The sequence below is a fragment of the Paenisporosarcina sp. FSL H8-0542 genome, assembly GCF_038632915.1.
Lineage (GTDB): Bacteria > Bacillota > Bacilli > Bacillales_A > Planococcaceae > Paenisporosarcina.
Genome location: NZ_CP152050.1, coordinates 73,910 through 92,500 on the forward strand (window position 1 = coordinate 73,910; position 18,591 = coordinate 92,500).

General features: G+C 42.2%; 18 protein-coding genes and 2 tRNA genes (1 of these 20 running past the window's edge). 18 read left to right on the forward strand and 2 right to left on the reverse strand.

Going from position 1 to position 18,591, the window contains the following annotated elements:
* Positions 1 to 39 precede the first annotated feature (39 nt).
* Positions 40 to 498, forward strand: coding sequence for a DinB family protein (locus tag MHH33_RS00350; protein ID WP_016429942.1), 459 nt, complete (start codon positions 40 to 42; stop codon positions 496 to 498).
* A gap of 87 nt (positions 499 to 585) precedes the next feature.
* On the opposite strand, the gene MHH33_RS00355 is transcribed toward MHH33_RS00350, so the two are convergent.
* Positions 586 to 657: transfer RNA gene (locus MHH33_RS00355), tRNA-Glu, on the reverse strand.
* A gap of 204 nt (positions 658 to 861) precedes the next feature.
* Positions 862 to 935 (reverse strand) — tRNA-Met (locus tag MHH33_RS00360).
* 116 nt (positions 936 to 1,051) lie between these two features.
* On the opposite strand from MHH33_RS00360, the gene MHH33_RS00365 reads away from it, so the two are divergent.
* The 17 genes from MHH33_RS00365 to lysS form a co-directional block, all read left to right on the forward strand.
* A complete protein-coding gene (locus tag MHH33_RS00365) occupies positions 1,052 to 3,538 on the forward strand; it encodes a SpoIIE family protein phosphatase (protein WP_342542619.1) in 2,487 nt (828 codons plus the stop codon).
* 26 nt (positions 3,539 to 3,564) lie between these two features.
* On the forward strand, positions 3,565 to 4,953 hold the full coding sequence (gene tilS, locus MHH33_RS00370) for a tRNA lysidine(34) synthetase TilS (protein WP_342542620.1): 1,389 nt from the start codon (positions 3,565 to 3,567) through the stop codon (positions 4,951 to 4,953).
* Between the two features lie 19 nt (positions 4,954 to 4,972).
* Complete coding sequence (gene hpt / locus MHH33_RS00375; protein ID WP_016429939.1) at positions 4,973 to 5,515, forward strand: hypoxanthine phosphoribosyltransferase; 543 nt, start codon at positions 4,973 to 4,975, stop codon at positions 5,513 to 5,515.
* Positions 5,516 to 5,645: 130 nt separating this feature from the next.
* Positions 5,646 to 7,652, forward strand: coding sequence for an ATP-dependent zinc metalloprotease FtsH (gene ftsH / locus MHH33_RS00380; protein WP_342542621.1), 2,007 nt, complete (start codon positions 5,646 to 5,648; stop codon positions 7,650 to 7,652).
* 159 nt (positions 7,653 to 7,811) lie between these two features.
* Positions 7,812 to 8,576 carry a type III pantothenate kinase gene (locus MHH33_RS00385; protein ID WP_342542622.1) on the forward strand — a complete coding sequence of 255 codons (765 nt, stop codon included), beginning with the start codon at positions 7,812 to 7,814 and terminating at the stop codon, positions 8,574 to 8,576.
* Positions 8,577 to 8,592: 16 nt separating this feature from the next.
* Positions 8,593 to 9,474: an Hsp33 family molecular chaperone HslO gene (hslO, locus tag MHH33_RS00390; protein ID WP_342542623.1), complete on the forward strand. Its 882-nt coding sequence runs from the start codon at positions 8,593 to 8,595 to the stop codon at positions 9,472 to 9,474.
* Positions 9,458 to 10,396: a peptidyl-prolyl cis-trans isomerase gene (locus MHH33_RS00395; protein ID WP_342543705.1), complete on the forward strand. Its 939-nt coding sequence runs from the start codon at positions 9,458 to 9,460 to the stop codon at positions 10,394 to 10,396. The genes hslO and MHH33_RS00395 overlap by 17 nt, the downstream gene beginning before the upstream one ends.
* Positions 10,397 to 10,519: 123 nt before the next feature.
* Complete coding sequence (cysK, locus tag MHH33_RS00400; RefSeq protein WP_342543706.1) at positions 10,520 to 11,446, forward strand: cysteine synthase A; 927 nt, start codon at positions 10,520 to 10,522, stop codon at positions 11,444 to 11,446.
* Positions 11,447 to 11,669: 223 nt separating this feature from the next.
* A complete protein-coding gene (locus MHH33_RS00405) occupies positions 11,670 to 13,088 on the forward strand; it encodes an anthranilate synthase component I family protein (protein WP_342542624.1) in 1,419 nt (472 codons plus the stop codon).
* Positions 13,085 to 13,678, forward strand: coding sequence for an aminodeoxychorismate/anthranilate synthase component II (pabA, locus tag MHH33_RS00410; RefSeq protein WP_342542625.1), 594 nt, complete (start codon positions 13,085 to 13,087; stop codon positions 13,676 to 13,678). Before MHH33_RS00405 ends, pabA begins: the two co-directional genes overlap by 4 nt.
* Positions 13,678 to 14,535 carry an aminodeoxychorismate lyase gene (gene pabC, locus MHH33_RS00415; protein ID WP_342542626.1) on the forward strand — a complete coding sequence of 286 codons (858 nt, stop codon included), beginning with the start codon at positions 13,678 to 13,680 and terminating at the stop codon, positions 14,533 to 14,535. The genes pabA and pabC overlap by 1 nt, the downstream gene beginning before the upstream one ends.
* On the forward strand, positions 14,532 to 15,383 hold the full coding sequence (gene folP, locus MHH33_RS00420) for a dihydropteroate synthase (RefSeq protein ID WP_342542627.1): 852 nt from the start codon (positions 14,532 to 14,534) through the stop codon (positions 15,381 to 15,383). The genes pabC and folP overlap by 4 nt, the downstream gene beginning before the upstream one ends.
* Positions 15,384 to 15,395: 12 nt before the next feature.
* A complete protein-coding gene (gene folB, locus MHH33_RS00425; protein ID WP_016429929.1) occupies positions 15,396 to 15,764 on the forward strand; it encodes a dihydroneopterin aldolase in 369 nt (122 codons plus the stop codon).
* The gene (gene folK, locus MHH33_RS00430; protein WP_342542628.1) at positions 15,761 to 16,279 is read left to right on the forward strand and encodes a 2-amino-4-hydroxy-6-hydroxymethyldihydropteridine diphosphokinase; all 519 of its coding nucleotides are present in this window, start codon (positions 15,761 to 15,763) and stop codon (positions 16,277 to 16,279) included. Before folB ends, folK begins: the two co-directional genes overlap by 4 nt.
* Entirely contained in the window at positions 16,231 to 16,443 is a 213-nt protein-coding gene (locus tag MHH33_RS00435) for a helix-turn-helix transcriptional regulator (protein ID WP_016429927.1), read from the forward strand. The genes folK and MHH33_RS00435 overlap by 49 nt, the downstream gene beginning before the upstream one ends.
* Positions 16,444 to 16,459: 16 nt before the next feature.
* Complete coding sequence (gene dusB, locus MHH33_RS00440) at positions 16,460 to 17,485, forward strand: tRNA dihydrouridine synthase DusB (protein ID WP_342542629.1); 1,026 nt, start codon at positions 16,460 to 16,462, stop codon at positions 17,483 to 17,485.
* Between the two features lie 193 nt (positions 17,486 to 17,678).
* Positions 17,679 to 18,591: the 5' portion of a lysine--tRNA ligase gene (gene lysS / locus MHH33_RS00445; protein WP_342542630.1), read on the forward strand. 578 nt of this gene lie beyond the right edge of the window; the window shows 913 of its 1,491 coding nt (coding positions 1-913); the start codon lies at positions 17,679 to 17,681; its stop codon lies beyond the right edge, outside the window.

The following is an 18,591-nucleotide window of genomic DNA, read 5'->3' on the forward strand; positions in this document are numbered from 1 at the left end:
CGTGATTTAGCGAAATTTATATGGAAAGGAGTGAGGGATATGAAGAAACAACAAATTCTGGAGACTCATAAAAATTATCAAACCTGGTTGGATTCATTGCAAGAGATGAATAAGGAACAAGCAATGAGTCCGTATGCTCCAGGCAAATGGTCGCCCAATGAAATTGTCATGCACTTAGCTGAATGGGATCGTTTTACATTTGAAGAACGACTCCCTGTCATGAAAGAAGGTGCGAAACTTGAAAGTTTCCCGGCGTTCGATGAGTTTAATGCAAAAGCTGCATCACGTGCTGCTGAACAAACATTTGAAGAAACCGTTACGTATGCGAAAAATGAACGTCAGCGCATTACGCAAAAACTTGAAGAACTAGATGAGATTGAATGGGATAAAGGATTCCACATCGGAGATCACGCTTTGTCGATTACAAGCTATTTTACCGATTTTTCTCAACACGATGAGCATCATAAACGACAAATTGAGCAAGTTCGCGGTAGTTGAAGATTGAATTTTGGATAATTCACCTTACATTTAAAAAACGCAAGAAAAAACCCACAAGAGAACAATGTCTCTTGTGGGTTTTTGGGATGACCCCTACGGGATTCGAACCCGTGTTACCGCCGTGAAAGGGCGGTGTCTTAACCGCTTGACCAAGGGGCCTTGGTGGAAAGTGCTACGTTAATGTCTAGCTTCAAGCGCCAGCCCGCACCTAAGCTTCAGAAACTCATTCGGAAACAAGTTTCCGAATCGTTTCTTCCAGCGCCGGTGTCGGGCTAGAGTGGCACTTTACGCTTGGGTCCACAGGATGTGGGTCATGCATCCGTTGCCGCAGGACGCGGCGAACTTAGGATGCGTACATCAGTATGGCGGCCGAGGGGATCGAACCCCCGACCTCACGGGTATGAACCGTACGCTCTAGCCAGCTGAGCTAGGCCGCCTTTGTTAAAGAACATTTTTAATAATACAAGCGAAGATAGGGTGTGTCAAGCAGTCTTTTGAAAATATATCACGTTTCTTCTGATATTTCGTCGAAATGTTTTTTATGAGGGCTGTCATGAATAGACAAACTTCAAACAAACCTTCTCCTATAATGAAAAACATCGTATGGGAAGGGATTGGTTTCATGAAATCGTGGACAACTGATGGTGTGAAGAAAATGCCTGTTTGGAGTCGTTGGGTGCAAGTTGTAAAAAAGAAAAAATTGAAAATCACATTATCCATACTTATTTTGTTTTTTGCGTTCTTCTTATCGAAAGCGGTTTTGTTTGAAGCGGCGGTTCCATTTTTTCTACCCATTTGGGCCATCGTGGCAAGGCGGTACCCACGTTATTTACCGTTTGTTTGGATTGGGGGCCTTAGTGGGAGCTTGACGCTCGGAATCGGGCAGACCGTCCTCCATGTCCTGCAAGTTGGTGGCTACCAAGCGGTGAGTCAAGTTGTTAAGAACAAAAAGTTGATTCCGTTCCAGGTAGCTATGGTGATTTTGCTTGTCCAGGTTGGATGGCAATGGGTATCGTACGGGGGAGAAATCCCACTATCCGTCTCCTTACTCGTTTTATATGAAAGCATTTTGTCCGCAATTATGACGGTCTTTTTATTCCAATTGTTTGTCCCGATGCACGCTTTAACAACTGCAAAGTGGACGTTTGAACGCATAGGGGCAGCTGTAATGGTAAGCGCTTTAATGCTAACGGGAATGGGTGGATTATTGTTTGGGCTCATTTCCATTCCACTTGTTCTCGTTCATGTGATGTTGTTCGGGGCGGTCAGTGTGGGAGGGGTATTCGTAGGGACTGCTGTCGCCACAATCATGGGAACAATCCTGAGTTTGTCTCAATTATCTTTTAGCGGCATGATTGCCGTTTACGCCTTATCCGGATTGTGCGCAGGACTATTTCAAAATAAAGGTCGCCTATGGATGGCCATCGGATCGATTGGCGCGGCTCTTTTCTTCACCGTATATGACACGTCACTACCACTTGATAAAGTCTATTTTGCTTCACTGGCTCTCGCGATGATGATTTTTTTCATCATGCCGTCTTCTTGGATAAGCTATGCTCAAAATCAGTTGTTCCCGAAACCTTCTTCCGTGCTTTTTAAAAGACAACAATGGTTGACAGATAAAGTAAATACACAACTTTATGATTTCCAACAGTTCGTTGAGTTCATCACCCAACTTGTGAACGACCGTTTCCCAACTCAAAAAGAAATCGCGTCGACCACCCAAACACCCGATTACTCGGTTTGTGGGTCTTGCTTCCGAAAAGATAAATGTTGGGGTGCAGAAAATCAAGGCATGTACCCAATTGTGGATGAATGGAAAGAGATGCGTGGACAAACAAAGTCCGGCGTTCGTTATCGTTTAAATGATCGCATTCAAGAAAAATGTGTACGTTCAAGTGGATTGATTGATGCACTTGAAGAAGAATACGCAAACAATAAATTAGCTGGACACTACGCTCATGGCAAGAAAATGCTTGCCTATCAACTACGTGACATGAGTAATCATGTGAGCGAACTAATGGCAGATCTTCAGTTAAATGAAGCAAACCATGAATCAGAAGAAGAAAAGATTTCTAAACGTCTGGATGACGCGAAAATTGCACATTTTCAAATTGATATGCTGTCTGAAGAACCGGGAGCAAGGAAAATTGTATGTTGTTTACCTGTGAAACAAGCGGAATGGGAAACGAATCAAATGGTCGGAGAACGATTGATCATTCCTATTCTTCATGAATTATATGATGAACCTTTTGAAATTAGTCGTACAACTGAAATACAAGATCCATTTGCTCATATTCAAATTACATTCCAATCCGCAGTTAGATTCACATATGATTATGGGGTGTTTACAAGGTCTTTCCAGAATACGGTTTACTCAGGTGATGCTCATAGTGTCATTCCTTTGCATAGCGGGCTAGTTGCATTCGTATTATCGGATGGGATGGGGCAGGACATGGAAGCTTACCACGAAAGTAGAAAAGTCATTCGTTTGTTGCGTGAATGCTTGCAACATCAAATGAACCCTGAAACAGCGATGCATACACTACATTATGTCATGTCTCTTAAGCACCATTCTGACTTATATGCTACGGTTGACTTAGCGTTACTTGATTTACAACAAGGAAAACTTTGGTCATTTAAAGCAGGTAGCATGTCTACGTATTTGCTGAGAGGGAAAGACTGTGTGAAAATCGATAGTCAAAGTGTACCGATTGGGTTCCTACCAACCATGTCCGTTGATGCGGAAGAACGTATTGTAAAAGATGGAGATATTCTAGTCATGCTATCAGACGGCATGTTCTCCCCAGAATACTCTTTGGAAGAACAAGAAAATGAACTGATTCGATTGATGAGAAAATATGAATCAACACCTACTGGTTCACTTGCTGATTTATTAGCTGCCGAATTCAGTCGCAAATATCCTGCCGCAGAAGATGATCGAACATTAATTGTTGTGAAAGTGAAGCACTCTGTTCCAGAATGGTCATTATTTTCACCGTCTTATCGAAATATTTCCCGGGAAAGAATGATAAAATAGAATAAAAGCAAGGAGGTGACAAGAAGTTGGATTTTCGGTATGAGATATTGACGTATAATCAGAAACATCAATTGATAAGCGGAGGGGATCGACTTCTTGTCGCATGTTCCGGGGGCGCAGATTCAGTTGCGCTCCTCACTTTTTTACATCAGCAAAAAGAAAATTTGGGAATTGACATTGGCTGTATACATGCAAACCATGGTCTGAGAGAAGAAGAGTCCGACGCAGATGAACGTTTTGTAGAAACGTTATGCCAAAAATTAATTATCCCTTTCTATACCAAAACTTTGGATATACAAGAGATTTTGCAAAGTGAAAATGGGAATTTGCAAGATGTATGCCGTCGTGAACGTTATCACTTTTTTGAACAAACGATGAAAGAAAAAAAATATAACAAACTCGCAGTAGCACATCATGCTGACGATCAAGTGGAATCTGTATTCATGGGGTTGACGAGGGGTACTCGAGCAAATGGGATGTACGCCAAAAGAAGTTTCGGGACTGGTGAGTTGATTCGACCACTGTTATTCGTTACTCGACAGCAAATTGAACAGTATTTGAAAATACAGCAGTATACATATCGTGAGGATTCAAGTAATCAAAAGGATACATACACGCGTAATCGGTTCCGTCATAATATTATGCCGCTGGTTCAAGAAGAAAACCCAAATGTGGCTATGGCTATCTCACATTGGACGCTGCAACAGCAACAGGATGAACAGTTACTGCAAAAGTTTGCAGTGAAAGAATATGAGGGAATAATCATTTTTTCTTCCCACCATTCATTGGAGATTGACTTAAATCGATTCCGAGACATCGAGCTGGCTTTACAAAAAAGGGTCGTTCTACTACTATTAAACTATCTATACCCTAATGAAAAATTATGGTTAAGTCATTCACTTATTGATCAAATCCATAGCCAGTGTCTCGAACGTGACGGTTCAAGTGAGGTTCACCTTCCAAAAGGAAGAAAAGGATGCCGCCACTACTCGACGATGCTTTTTTCTTTTGATGGTGCAAACTCTTCCGCCCCCACTTCCGCAACAACCATTGACATTGGTCAATGGCATTCTGTCGGATCGGATTTGCGGATAAAGTTATGTAACAGGGATGATGGATTTTGTTTTGAGGACGGATGGTATATAACACTTGAGCCAAGTGAGCTGCCAATTCGTTCGAGAGGAAGGTTGGCGGGAGATCGATTGTTATTAAAAGGAATGAAGGAGCCCAAACGGTTGTCACGTTTATTGATAGACAAGAAGGTGCCTCGTCAAATCCGTGATGACATCCGATTACTCATAACGCAGCAAGAAGAAATTATTGGTGTACCAGGGGTACGATTAGGTACACGTTTTACCACACAACCACATGATGGTTGGACACATAAGATTATGATTGAAAAAGAGAGCAACTAAGCTTGAGGAGGAACCCCAAATGTTAGAAAAAGATATTCAAGAAGTGTTAATTTCTGAAGAGCAGTTACAAACAAAAATTCGTGAACTAGGCGAAGTATTAACAGCTGATTACAGCGACAAGTTTCCACTTGCAGTCGGTGTGCTAAAAGGTGCAATGCCTTTTATGGCGGACCTAATGAAACGTATGGATATATACATGGAAATTGATTTCATGGACGTCTCCAGTTATGGAAATGCAACTGTTTCCTCAGGTGAAGTGAAAATCGTCAAGGACTTGAACACAAGTGTTGAAGGCCGTGATGTATTGATTCTAGAAGATATTATCGACAGCGGTTTGACTCTTAGCTATTTAGTGGATCTTTTCAAATATCGTAAAGCTAAATCGATTAAAGTGGTTACATTACTAGACAAACCTACAGGCCGTAAAGTGGATTTACAAGCAGATTACGTTGGTTTTATAGTGCCGGATGCGTTTGTAGTAGGATACGGATTGGACTACATGGAGAAATATCGTAACTTGCCTTACGTTGGTGTTTTAAAGAAAGAAGTTTACTCATTTTAAAAGAGCGGACGAAAATCTGTCACGAATTTAATTATGGCATGTAAAAAGCAAGGCATATCGTTGTACCCTTTTTTCTGCGTATGATAAGATTATCAATAGTTTTTCTGTATATTTTGTGAGGAGGCTTGGGATGAATCGAATATTTCGATACACCATATTTTATTTATTAATTTTCCTCGTGATTATCGGGATTTTTGGTACGTTTAACAGCGGGAAAGAACCAACCAAAGAAATCGATTTAGGCGAGTTCATAACAGCGTTAGATAGTGGAGAAGTGAAAGAGTTTTCCATGCAGCCGGACCAAGGGGTTTATGAAATACGAGGCAAGATGAAGGATTATAAAGAAGACGAAGAATTCGTCACCAATATTCCTCCTGAAATGGAATCTCTTCATAAGAAAATTTCTGATGCCGCAGTAACAGAAGACGTAAAAATCTTGAAAGCACCTGAAACAAGTGGTTGGGTGCAATTCTTCACTGGCTTAATACCATTCATTATCATCTTCATCCTATTCTTCTTCCTGTTGAACCAAGCTCAGGGTGGCGGAAACCGTGTGATGAATTTCGGGAAAAGCAAAGCGAAATTATATGACAACGAAAAGAAAAAAGTACGTTTCAATGACGTAGCAGGTGCAGACGAAGAGAAACAAGAACTTGTTGAAGTGGTTGAATTCTTGAAAGACCCTCGCAAATTTGATGTTATCGGCGCGCGTATTCCAAAAGGGATTCTTCTTGTAGGTCCTCCGGGTACTGGTAAAACGTTGCTTGCTCGTGCAGTTGCAGGAGAAGCAGGCGTACCTTTCTTCTCAATCAGTGGTTCAGACTTTGTGGAAATGTTTGTTGGGGTCGGGGCATCTCGTGTGCGTGACCTTTTCGAAAATGCAAAGAAAAATGCACCATGTATCATCTTCATTGATGAGATTGATGCAGTAGGTCGTCAACGTGGAGCAGGTCTTGGTGGCGGTCACGATGAACGCGAACAAACCTTGAACCAGTTACTTGTTGAAATGGATGGTTTTGGTGCAAACGAAGGAATTATTATTATCGCTGCAACGAACCGCCCGGATATTCTAGATCCAGCTCTTCTTCGTCCAGGACGTTTTGACCGTCAAATCACGGTTGGTCGCCCGGATGTTAAAGGTCGTGAAGCAGTACTTCAAGTACATGCCCGCAATAAACCTTTAGATGAACATGTGGATTTAAAATCAATCGCACAACGTACACCAGGGTTTTCTGGTGCAGATTTAGAAAATCTATTAAACGAAGCGGCTTTAGTTGCTGCTCGTCGTAATAAGAAAAAAATAGATATGTCCGATATCGATGAAGCAACCGACCGTGTTATTGCAGGTCCTGCGAAAACGGGTAAAGTCATATCTACAAAAGAACGTAATATTGTGGCCTACCACGAAGCTGGACACGTTGTCATTGGATTGACATTGGATGACGCGGAAATTGTTCATAAAGTAACCATCGTTCCTCGTGGGCAAGCAGGCGGCTATGCCGTTATGTTGCCAAAAGAAGATCGTTACTTCATGACAAAGCCTGAGTTACTCGATAAGATTTCAGGTTTACTTGGTGGACGTGTAGCAGAAGATATTGTCTTCGGTGAAGTGTCGACAGGAGCTCACAATGACTTCCAACGTGCAACAAGCATTGCTAGAAGTATGGTAACGGAATACGGAATGAGTGATAAACTCGGACCGATGCAGTTTGGTCAAGCGCAAGGCGGAAACGTCTTCTTAGGTCGTGACTTCAACTCTGAGCAAAACTATTCAGATGCGATTGCATACGAAATTGACCAAGAAATGCAAAGTATGATCAAAGAGCAGTACGCCCGCACAAAAGAAATTTTGACGGAAAAACGCGACTTGCTTGAGCTGATTGCGAAAACACTTCTTGAAGTGGAAACGCTTGATGCTGGTCAAATTCTACACTTGAAAGAACATGGTACTTTACCGGTTCGTCCGCATGAAGTTTCAAAAGATGAAGTTGCTGACAAAAAAGATGATGTAGAAACAAAGGTTGAAGTAGTGACACCAGATGTTACGGGTGCACCAAACGATCCATCAACTGCTGATTTACCGAAGGAAGAACCGACGGTTGAACCTACAGGTGACATAAAAGAAGATCGTAAATAATAGAGAAAACACTTAGAGCTGATTGACCTCCCTTCGCGGAAGTCAATCAGCTTTTTTATGTACGATGAGTTATGGTATGATGACTTACAGAAAAGCGGAAATGTCACTTTAGTTCCACAAATTTAAGCAACTTATTAATGGAATATGTGAGGTACAACAATGATACTTGTTTTAGATACGGGAAATACGAATATTGTTTTGGGTGTATATGATAAAGACCAGCTCATTCATCATTGGCGCATGGAAACCGATCGTCACAAAACGGAAGATGAATATGGCATGCAAGTGAAGGCATTATTTAACCATGCAGGTATCGAATTTAGCCAAATTCATGGAATCATTATTTCTTCCGTTGTACCGCCCATTATGTTTTCATTGGAGCGAATGTGTCAAAAATACTTTGGCCTTAAACCGCTTGTGGTAGGTCCCGGAGTAAAAACGGGCTTAAATATTAAATACGAAAATCCTCGTGAAGTTGGAGCTGATCGTATTGTCAACGCAGTCGCGGCAATCGATGAATACGGTCCACCACTGATTATTGTGGATTTCGGAACGGCTACAACCTATTGTTATATAAATGAAAAAGGCGAATATATGGGAGGTGCAATTGCACCTGGCATCGGGATTTCCACAGAAGCCCTATTCGCAAGAGCATCCAAATTGCCACGGATTGAATTGACGCAACCTGATAATGTAGTCGGGAAAAATACGATTTCGGCGATGCAAGCAGGTATTGTTTATGGCTATGTCGGTCAAGTTGAAGGTATCGTAAACCGTATTAAAGCACAAAGTAAGGAAGAACCGACAGTTATCGCAACGGGTGGATTGGCGAATTTAATTGCGGCAGAATCAACAGTAATTGACACGATTGATCCGTATTTGACATTAAAAGGATTGCACTTAATATACAAACGTAACCAATAAGAAAAGAGGACATACAATGAGTGATTATTTAGTAAGAGCATTAGCATTTGATGGCAAAGTGCGGGCATTTTCTGTGCGTTCAACCGATACAGTAGGAGAGGCGCAACAACGCCACGCAACATGGCCGACTGCATCTGCTGCTCTTGGCCGTACAATGACGGCTGGTGTCATGATGGGTGCCATGCTTAAAGGTGAGGATAAACTTACGGTAAAAGTAGAAGGTAAAGGCCCGATTGGTGCCATTATTGTAGATAGCAATTCAAAAGGGGAGGTACGTGGATACGCATCGAATCCGCAAACTCACTTTGATTTAAATGAACATGGAAAACTTGATGTCCGTCGTGCGGTTGGGACTGACGGTATGTTGACGATTGTGAAAGATCTTGGACTTCGCGATTTCTTCACAGGTTCAGTTCCGATTGTGTCAGGTGAATTAGGTGAAGATTTCACGTATTACTTTGTAGCATCTGAACAAGTACCTTCTTCTGTTGGATTAGGCGTTTTAGTAAATCCGGATAACAGCATTCTGGCTGCTGGAGGGTTTATTATTCAGTTGATGCCTGGTATTGAAGATGAGACCATTACAATTATCGAAGAAAAATTGAGTTCAATGGAGCCTGTTTCGAAATTGATCGCAAAAGGGTTGTCTCCTGAAGAACTTTTACAAGAGATACTAGGTAAAGAAAATGTCCAAATTCTTGACCAAATGCCAGTTTCATTTGAATGTAACTGTTCAAAAGAGCGTTTCGGCACAGCCATTTTAGGGTTGGGAGAAGCTGAAATTCGAGAAATGATTGAAGAAGACGGAAGTGCAGAAGCGCAATGTCATTTCTGTATGGAAACATATCACTATTCAAAAGAAGAACTGGAATCTTTTATCGATGAGATTAAATCATAATAATGATCGTCGTCCAATGGATGGTCGACCTACTCAGAGGAGATTGAAAACAAAACCAGTACTTATAATATTAGGACTTTTACTACTAGGTAATTTATTGTGGTTCATCGCATGGATGATTCCGAATCAAAAAACTGGTGGCGGTGAAGAAGTTGCATCCGTTGGTGGTGAGAAAATCACCCGTGAAGACTGGATGGTCGCAATGGAAGAACAGTACGGAAAAGAAACACTTCTTGAACTTGTAAATGGTAAAGTGATGGAAGCGGCAGCGGAGAAATACGAAATTGAAGTAACGGATAAAGAAGTAGATTTGGAAATTGCCTTGATTCGTTCTGCTCAGGATAGTACAAATTCACAAGTACATTCGCTCAATGACGATATGCAACGCAAACAAATGAGAGCGCAATTAATTTTAGATAAAGTGTTAACAAAAGATGTGGTCATTGAAGAAGAACAAATTCAAACCTTTTACGATGAAAATCAGTCCCTGTATAATATTCCAACGACGTATCGGACGAGCTTGATTGTTTTGCAGTCTGAATCGGATGCACAGGAGACTTTAAAAGAACTTGAAAATGGTTCGTCCTTTGACGTGTTAGCTCGTGAACGTTCAGTTGACGTATCTTCAGCCAGCCTTGGCGGAGATATTGGCTTTATTTCGGAGGGTCAGGAGAATGTGGACTATTCAGTTGTAACGGCAGCTAGTAAACTGGAAATAGAGCAATATAGTGACCCTGTTCCCCTATCCGATGGAAGGTACGGCATTGTGTATGTGCAAGATATCGCAAAAGGGCGAGCTTTTTCATATGATGATGTAAAAAATCAGATTAAGAGAGAGCTAGCTTTGGAGCAGTTGCCACAATCTGTATCACCTGAAGCTTTCTGGAAAGAATTTGACACCGAATGGTTTTATGGTGAATAACATATACTTAAGCAGTTTTCTGATTCGTTCAGGGGGCTGCTTTTTGTTTGCGAAATGTCAGAAGAATTGGTAGAATTAAGAAAACAAAAACCAATTGAATTACTAGGGATTAGGAGTGAGGAAATGACACGTGTGGGAAATTCAGTAGCTGATTTAGTGGGGAAAACCCCGATTGTGAAAATAAATCGTTTAACAGGACCTGAAGATGCAGAAGTCTATTTGAAGTTAGAATTCTTCAATCCAAGTAGCAGTGTGAAAGATCGCATTGCTCTTTCAATGGTAGAAGCGGCTGAACGTGATGGGAAATTAAAACAAGGTGACACGATTATCGAACCGACAAGCGGAAACACGGGAATCGGGCTGGCGATGATTGCAGCAGCAAAGGGCTACAAGTCCGTCCTTGTAATGCCTGAAACCATGAGTTTGGAACGACGCAATTTATTGCGTGCTTACGGTGCGGATTTAGTGCTGACTCCAGGACCGGACGGAATGAAGGGTGCTATTGCGAAAGCAACTGAACTGGCTGAAGAAAATGGTTGGTTTATGCCACAACAATTCAATAACTTTGCAAACCCGGAAGTGCATCGTTTAACAACAGGACCGGAAATTGTAGAAGCTATGGATCAACTGGATGCTTTCATTTCTGGTATTGGAACTGGCGGAACGATTACAGGTGCTGGTGAAGTGCTGAAAAAGAATTTCCCAGGAATTGAAATTGTAGCGGTTGAGCCAAGAGATTCAGCTGTTTTATCGGGTGGTCAACCAGGACCTCATAAAATTCAAGGAATTGGTGCCGGTTTTGTACCTGAAGTATTGAACACTGAAATATACGATTCCATCATTCAAGTCTCAAATGAAGATGCCTATGAAACTGCACGTAAAGTGGCACGCGAAGAAGGAATTCTGGGTGGAGTTTCTTCAGGGGCAGCTGTATATGCGGCACTGGAAGTAGCACGCAAGCTCGGAAAAGGAAAAAAAGTTTTAGCAATTCTTCCTTCGAACGGGGAACGTTATTTAAGTACACCATTGTACCAATTTGATGAACAATAATAATGGCAGAGGAGAGAACGGAGACGTTCTCTCTTTTTTGTGCCTAATAAAGTATCAACTTATATTAAAAACTTCCATTCTTTCATGAATCCTGGCACAAAGGAAACCATTCTTTCAGCGCCGGTGTCGAGCTAAAGTGGCACTTTATGCTTTTATTGTGGCTTTCAATAGGTCTTTCACGATAAGATGAAAGCGATAATTGTTTTTCAGGGGGAGACCGAACATGCGTGATGTTCAACTACAAACAACTACGATTTCTTTAAATAAAGATGAATTTTACTATGCCTATAAAGAATTAACACAACATGAATCCTACCACATTTTGATGGAAAGCGGCCGTGGAGGGCACTACAGCGTTGCTTCCTGGAATCCGCTTGCAGTCGTTGAATCAACGGAAGGTGGATTGCGCATTGAATGGCGTGATGGAAAAGTAGAAGTGCGGCAAGGAGAAGCGTTGCAATTGGTCGAGGAATTGGTAGCTGAATATCAATTTGCGCATATTGACGAGCTGCCGGATTTCCAAGGTGGTGCAGCAGGATTCATTACGTACGATTATGCTCGTCAAATCGAAGCGTTGCCTAACGACACAGAGGATGACTTGCAAATTCCGGATCTGTACTTCTATTTACTCGATCAATGGGCGGTATTGGATATTGAAAAAGAACGTGTGCATGTTATGCATTTGCCAACCGTTTCAGTTGATTTGCAAGTTGAAAGTAACAAGTGGATGGAAGCTGCAAAAAAAGGCATCGCTTCTAGGATGTTTTCACCAGGTGTAGCAACCGAAGTGTTGGAAGATCATACTGAACTGCATGTGTCGATGACGGGGCTTGCTTTTGAAGAAGCTGTGCGTCGCATTCAAACTTACATCGGACAAGGGGATGTATTCCAGGTCAACTTATCTGTACGCCAGTCGAAAGCGTTGTCCGTTTCACCGGTGACATACTACGAGGCATTGCGTTCTTTTAATCCCTCACCTTATATGGCGTTCATCCAATCGCCTGAATTTGCGGTTGTGTCAGGATCACCGGAATTACTGGTGAAGAAAAAGGGAGACGAGCTGTCGACACGTCCAATTGCTGGAACGCGTCCTCGCGGGAAGAACGAACAAGAAGACGAGCTTCTTGCAAAGGAATTGATCGATAACGAAAAAGAACGTGCAGAACACGTGATGCTAGTGGATTTAGAACGCAATGATTTAGGACGAGTGTCTGCGTACGGTTCTGTGGAAGTAAACGAGTTTATGGTCATTGAAAAGTATTCGCACGTGATGCATATCGTCTCGAACGTTCGAGGAACACTTGCTGAGAATACGTCAAATACAGAAGTGATCCGAGCGGTGTTCCCTGGAGGAACCATCACGGGAGCACCAAAAATCCGCACAATGGAAATCATCGAAGAACTTGAACCGGTACGACGTGGTTTATATACGGGATCGATCGGATGGCTTGGTTATACAGGAGATTTGGAATTCAATATCGTCATCCGTACAGCATTTGTACAGGATGGCTTGGCACATATACAAGCAGGAGCTGGAATAGTTATTGATTCTAGTCCTGAAAACGAATATATCGAATCGCTAAACAAAGCAAAAGCGCTTTGGCAAGCAAAAGCAATGGCGGAAGGAGTGGGCAATAAATGATTTTAATGATTGATAACTACGATTCTTTCACTTATAACTTGGTCCAGTATTTCGGTGAACTCGGCGAAGAGCTACTTGTTAAACGAAATAACGAATTGACCATGACGGATATTGAATCGTTAAATCCGCAAATGATTGTTGTCTCTCCAGGACCATGTACACCAAATGATGCAGGCGTCAGTTTAGAAGTCATTACGCATTTTGCCGGTAAAATTCCGATTTTCGGTGTGTGCCTTGGCCATCAATCCATTGGACAAGCATTCGGAGGCAATGTCATTCGTGCAGAACGTTTAATGCATGGCAAAACTTCTCCAGTTCATCACGATGGAAAAGGTGTAAATGCGGGGATGCCCAATCCATTTACAGCGACGCGCTATCATTCCTTGATTGTTGAAAAAGAATCTCTTCCGGATTGTCTCGAAGTGACTTCTTGGACTGCAGAAGGTGAAATAATGGGGCTTCGTCATCGTGAATATGCAGTCGAAGGTGTCCAGTATCACCCAGAATCCATCATGACGGAAGCGGGTAAACAATTGCTTCGTAATTTCATTGAGACGTATTGCCGTTCGGCAAAGAAGCAGGAAGCGTAATGTGGGCTTGGATGAATGGGGAATTTGTAAAAGCGGAAGAGCTACGCATTTCTCCTTTTGACCATGGCTTCCTCTACGGCTTAGGGTTTTTTGAAACATTCCGTACGTATGGTGGAGAGCCTTTTTTGCTTGAAGAGCATTTGAAGCGGTTGCAACTTGCGCTCGATGAATTTCGAATGACAATAAAATTAGATATAGGCACGCTGACATCGGTTATTCAAGAGTTGAACGAGCGCAGCGGCGGAGAAGATGGCTATTTCCGCATGAATGTTTCAGCCGGTGTGCATGATATCGGTTTAGCGCCAGCCGAGTATGAAAAACCGACGTTAATTTTATTTAGAAAAGCACTGCCGCCGATGACGCGAGGAAAAGAAAAGTCGGCGGTATGGCTGGAAACGCATCGTAATACACCGGAAAGTGGAATGCGTCACAAATCACATCATTATGCCAACAACGTCCGTGCCCGCTTGGAACTTCCTTCACTAGCTGAGAAGGAAGGTTTCTTTTTGACGGAAGGTGGACATGTTGCAGAAGGCATTACCTCCAATATTTTCTGGGTTCAAGAAGGTGTACTGTATACTCCCTCGCTGGAGACAGGCATATTAGCGGGAATTACTCGTGACTGGGTGTTGCGAGAAGCAACTGCACTCGACTTGCATGTAGAACAAGGGCTATTTACTCCAGATAGGTTGGAAGCGGCCAGCGAAGTATTTGTTTCAAATGCGGTACAAGAATTGGTACCAATTCGCCAACTGGGATCAAGAAGTTTTGATGGAAAAGATGGGTTAATCTATACGCAGTTACATCAACTTTATGCAAAACAAGTGGAACGGGCAAACAAGGAGCGATTTGAGTGAATTTAACACATTACACAAAACAGTTCGAAGTGAATGGGATGGTATTTGATTTTCAGAACGAAACGATTGTCATGGGAATACTGAATGTGACACCTGATTCTTTTTCGGATGGTGGACGTTTTAACGCTATAGAAGAAGCAGTTATTCATGCGAAAAAAATGGTGGCTGATGGAGCGAAAATAATTGATATCGGTGGGGAATCAACACGACCGGGTCATGATGCCGTAAGTGAAGAAGAAGAAATTTCACGTGTTATTCCTGTAATCGAAGCGTTGGTGCGTGAACTGGATGTGGCTATTTCGATTGATACGTATAAAGCGAAAGTGGCGGAAGCTGCCATCCTTGCTGGCGCTCATATTATCAATGACGTGTGGGGAGCGAAACGTGAACCTGCAATTGCCGAAGTGGCGGCAAGACTTGGCGTGCCGATTTTATTGATGCACAATCGTGATAACACGGAATACGCAAACTTCTGGCCGGATGTACGCAAGGATCTGGAGGAAAGTGTGCAAATAGCTAAAGATGCAGGCGTTCCTGATGAACAAATTTGGTTGGATCCCGGCATTGGATTTGGGAAAACGACCGAACAAAACATATGGATGATGAAGCATTTACAAGAAGTAGTGGAAATGGGATATCCCGTGCTGCTTGGTACATCCCGTAAGTCCATGGTTGGCAACATTTTAAATTTGCCTGTTGAGGAACGTTTGGAAGGAACTGCAGCAACCGTTTCCTTCGGTATCATGCATGGATGTCATATGATGCGTGTACATGACGTGAAAGAAATTGTTCGTACAGTACTCATGATGGATGTATTGACTGGTAAACAACCATATATAGAACGTTAAGGGGCGAAATAAATGGATTATATTCATGTGAACGATATGGAATTTTGGGGCTATCACGGTGTGTTTGCCGAAGAAACGAAACTCGGTCAACGATTCCGTGTAACCTTATCATTGGCAGTGGACTTACAGGAAGCTGGTCAAACCGACAATCTTGAGAAAACCGTTAACTATGCAGAAGCATTCTTTGTTTGCCAAAAGATTGTAGAGGGTGAACCTGTGAAGCTTGTGGAAACGGTGGCAGAGCGAATCTCACAAGAAATTTTGACGAAGTTTGAAGGAATTGTAAAAGGTTGCAAAGTGATGTTGATTAAACCTGATCCCCCGATTCCTGGGCATTACCGTTCGGTAGCTGTTGAAATTACGCGAGGTACATATGTATGAATACCGCCTATCTTTCGTTAGGGTCGAATTTAGGTAATCGTTTCGAGATGTTGCAAGATGCGGTTGAAATGCTACAGATGGAGAACAATTTAGAAGTCACTGCAGTGTCGTCGGTTTATGAGACGGAACCAGTCGGTTATACTGAGCAAGCATCGTTTTTAAATATCGTCGTTGAAATCAAGAGTCCTTTAACTGCAGATGAAATCCTTTTTATTTGCCTAGAAACCGAGCAGACTCTAGGGAGAATTCGTGAATTTCGTTGGGGACCAAGGTGCATAGACCTTGACATTTTGCTCTATAATGCTGAAAATATAGTGTCAGAGAAACTGACTGTCCCTCATCCACGAATGCATGAACGAGGGTTTGTTCTCGTTCCGTTGATGGAATTATTGCCTGAAGGCATACATCCAGGAACTGGTGTGTCTTTTCGCAAGTATGCAGAAGGACAGAAAGAAGGCGTTCACGTATGGAAAACAATCGATGGGGTAGACGCATTCGTGCGTTTAGAAAACTAAAAGCGATGAAGCAACTCGACTTTGCCAAACAAATTGGAATGTCGACATCTATTTTAGGGCAAATCGAGCGTGGAACTCGAGTACCAACACAACAACAACTAGAAACAATGGCATCCGTGCTGAATATAGAGGTAGAAGAGTTAATGGGTGAGACAAATTCATAAGAAAGGAGGATGAACAATGACTAGAATGAGTGAAAAGCCTTTTCAAATCGGTAAACACATCATGGATAACCGTGTAGTATTGGCGCCGATGGCAGGTATTTGCAACTCGGCATTCCGATTGACCGTTAAAGAATTTGGCGCAGGACTTGTTTATGCTGAGATGATCAGCGATAAAGGAATCGTGCACAAAAACGAAAGAACAATGAACATGCTATACATCGATGACAGAGAAAATCCGTTGTCATTACAAATTTTCGGCGGTGACAAAGAAACACTTGTTGAAGCTGCCAAATATGTGGATCAAAACACAACGGCTGATATTATCGATATCAATATGGGTTGTCCGGTTTCAAAAATCATTCGATGTGAAGCGGGAGCTAAGCTATTGCTTGAACCAGAAAAGATTTACGAGATGGTTGCGGCGGTTGTAGATAACGTGAAGAAACCCGTGAGTGTGAAAATGCGTACTGGCTGGGATCTAGATCATTTATACGCAGTTCAAAACGCACAAGCAGTTGAACGTGCGGGTGGTTCAGCTGTAGCTGTTCACGGACGTACACGTGTGCAAATGTATGAAGGTCATGCTGACTGGGATATCATTCGCCAAGTAAAAGAAAACGTCAACATTCCGGTTATCGGTAATGGTGATGTTGAAACACCTCAAGATGCGAAGCGTATGCTAGAGGAAACTGGCGTTGATGGTGTTATGATTGGTCGCGCGGCTTTAGGTGACCCTTGGATGATTTACCGCACGGTAGAATATTTGGAGTCTGGTGAGTTAAAGCCAGAACCATCTGTTCGTGAGAAAATGGATGTCTGCTTACTGCACTTCGAACGTTTATTGGCACTTAAAGGTGAATACGTTGCCGTTCGAGAAATGCGTAAACATGCTTCATGGTACTTAAAAGGCATCCGTGGAAACGGAAAAGCTCGTAACTTGATTAACCAAACTGAATCCGCACAAGAGTTGCGTGCATTCATTAACAACTTTGCAGATGAGCAAATGTCTTTAGGTCGTGAACTTGAAACAAGCGTTATGTAAAACGTGTTATTAGAGCTGTCACTTTTGGTGATAGCTCTTTTATATATAGAAATGATTTCTCGGAATTATGGAAATTCCAAGAGATTTTTCCGAAATATCAATAAAGACGTGAAGACGTATGTGAAATTGTGTACAATAGGTTCATTATGAATGGCTAACTGGAGCTATCAAAAGAAAAGGGAGTGAAATGAACATGTCTCATTTAGATGAATTAAACGATCAACTTTTGGTGAGACGCCAAAAGATGACTTCTATAAGTGAAAGTGGTCTTGATCCATTTGGTGGACGTTTCGAACGTTCGCATTTATCTGAAGGTATTCGCAAGGAGTTCGATCAATTTTCAAAAGAACAATTAGATGAAGAGCCAAAAGAAGTAACAATTGCCGGAAGAATCATGACGAAGCGTGGAAAAGGGAAAGCTGGATTCGCTCACCTTCAAGACTTCGATGGACAAATCCAAATCTATGTACGCAAAGATGCAATTGGTGAAGAAGCTTACCATTTGTTCACGACTGCTGACCTAGGAGATATCGTGGGTGTTCGTGGTACGGTTTTCCGTACACAGGTTGGAGAACTTTCAGTTAAAGCGACTGAATTTACATTCTTAACGAAAGCACTTCGTCCGATGCCTGAAAAATTCCATGGCTTAAAAGATGTGGAGCAACGATACCGTCAACGTTATTTAGATTTGATTACAAGCCAAGACAGCAAACATACATTTATTACACGTAGCCGTATCATCCAATCGATGCGTCGTTATTTGGATGGACAAGGTTTCCTTGAAGTTGAAACACCACTTATGCATGCAATTGCGGGTGGAGCAGCAGCTCGTCCATTCATTACACACCACAATGCATTGGATATGACTTTATATATGCGTATCGCAATCGAGCTTCACTTGAAACGTTTAATCGTCGGTGGGCTTGAAAAAGTATATGAAATTGGACGCGTATTCCGAAACGAAGGAATCTCAACGCGTCACAACCCTGAGTTCACTATGCTTGAGTTATATGAGGCATACGCTGATTACCGTGATATCATGGCGTTGACTGAAAACGTAATCGCACATGTTGCCCAAGATGTCCTGGGAACAACGAAAGTAATGT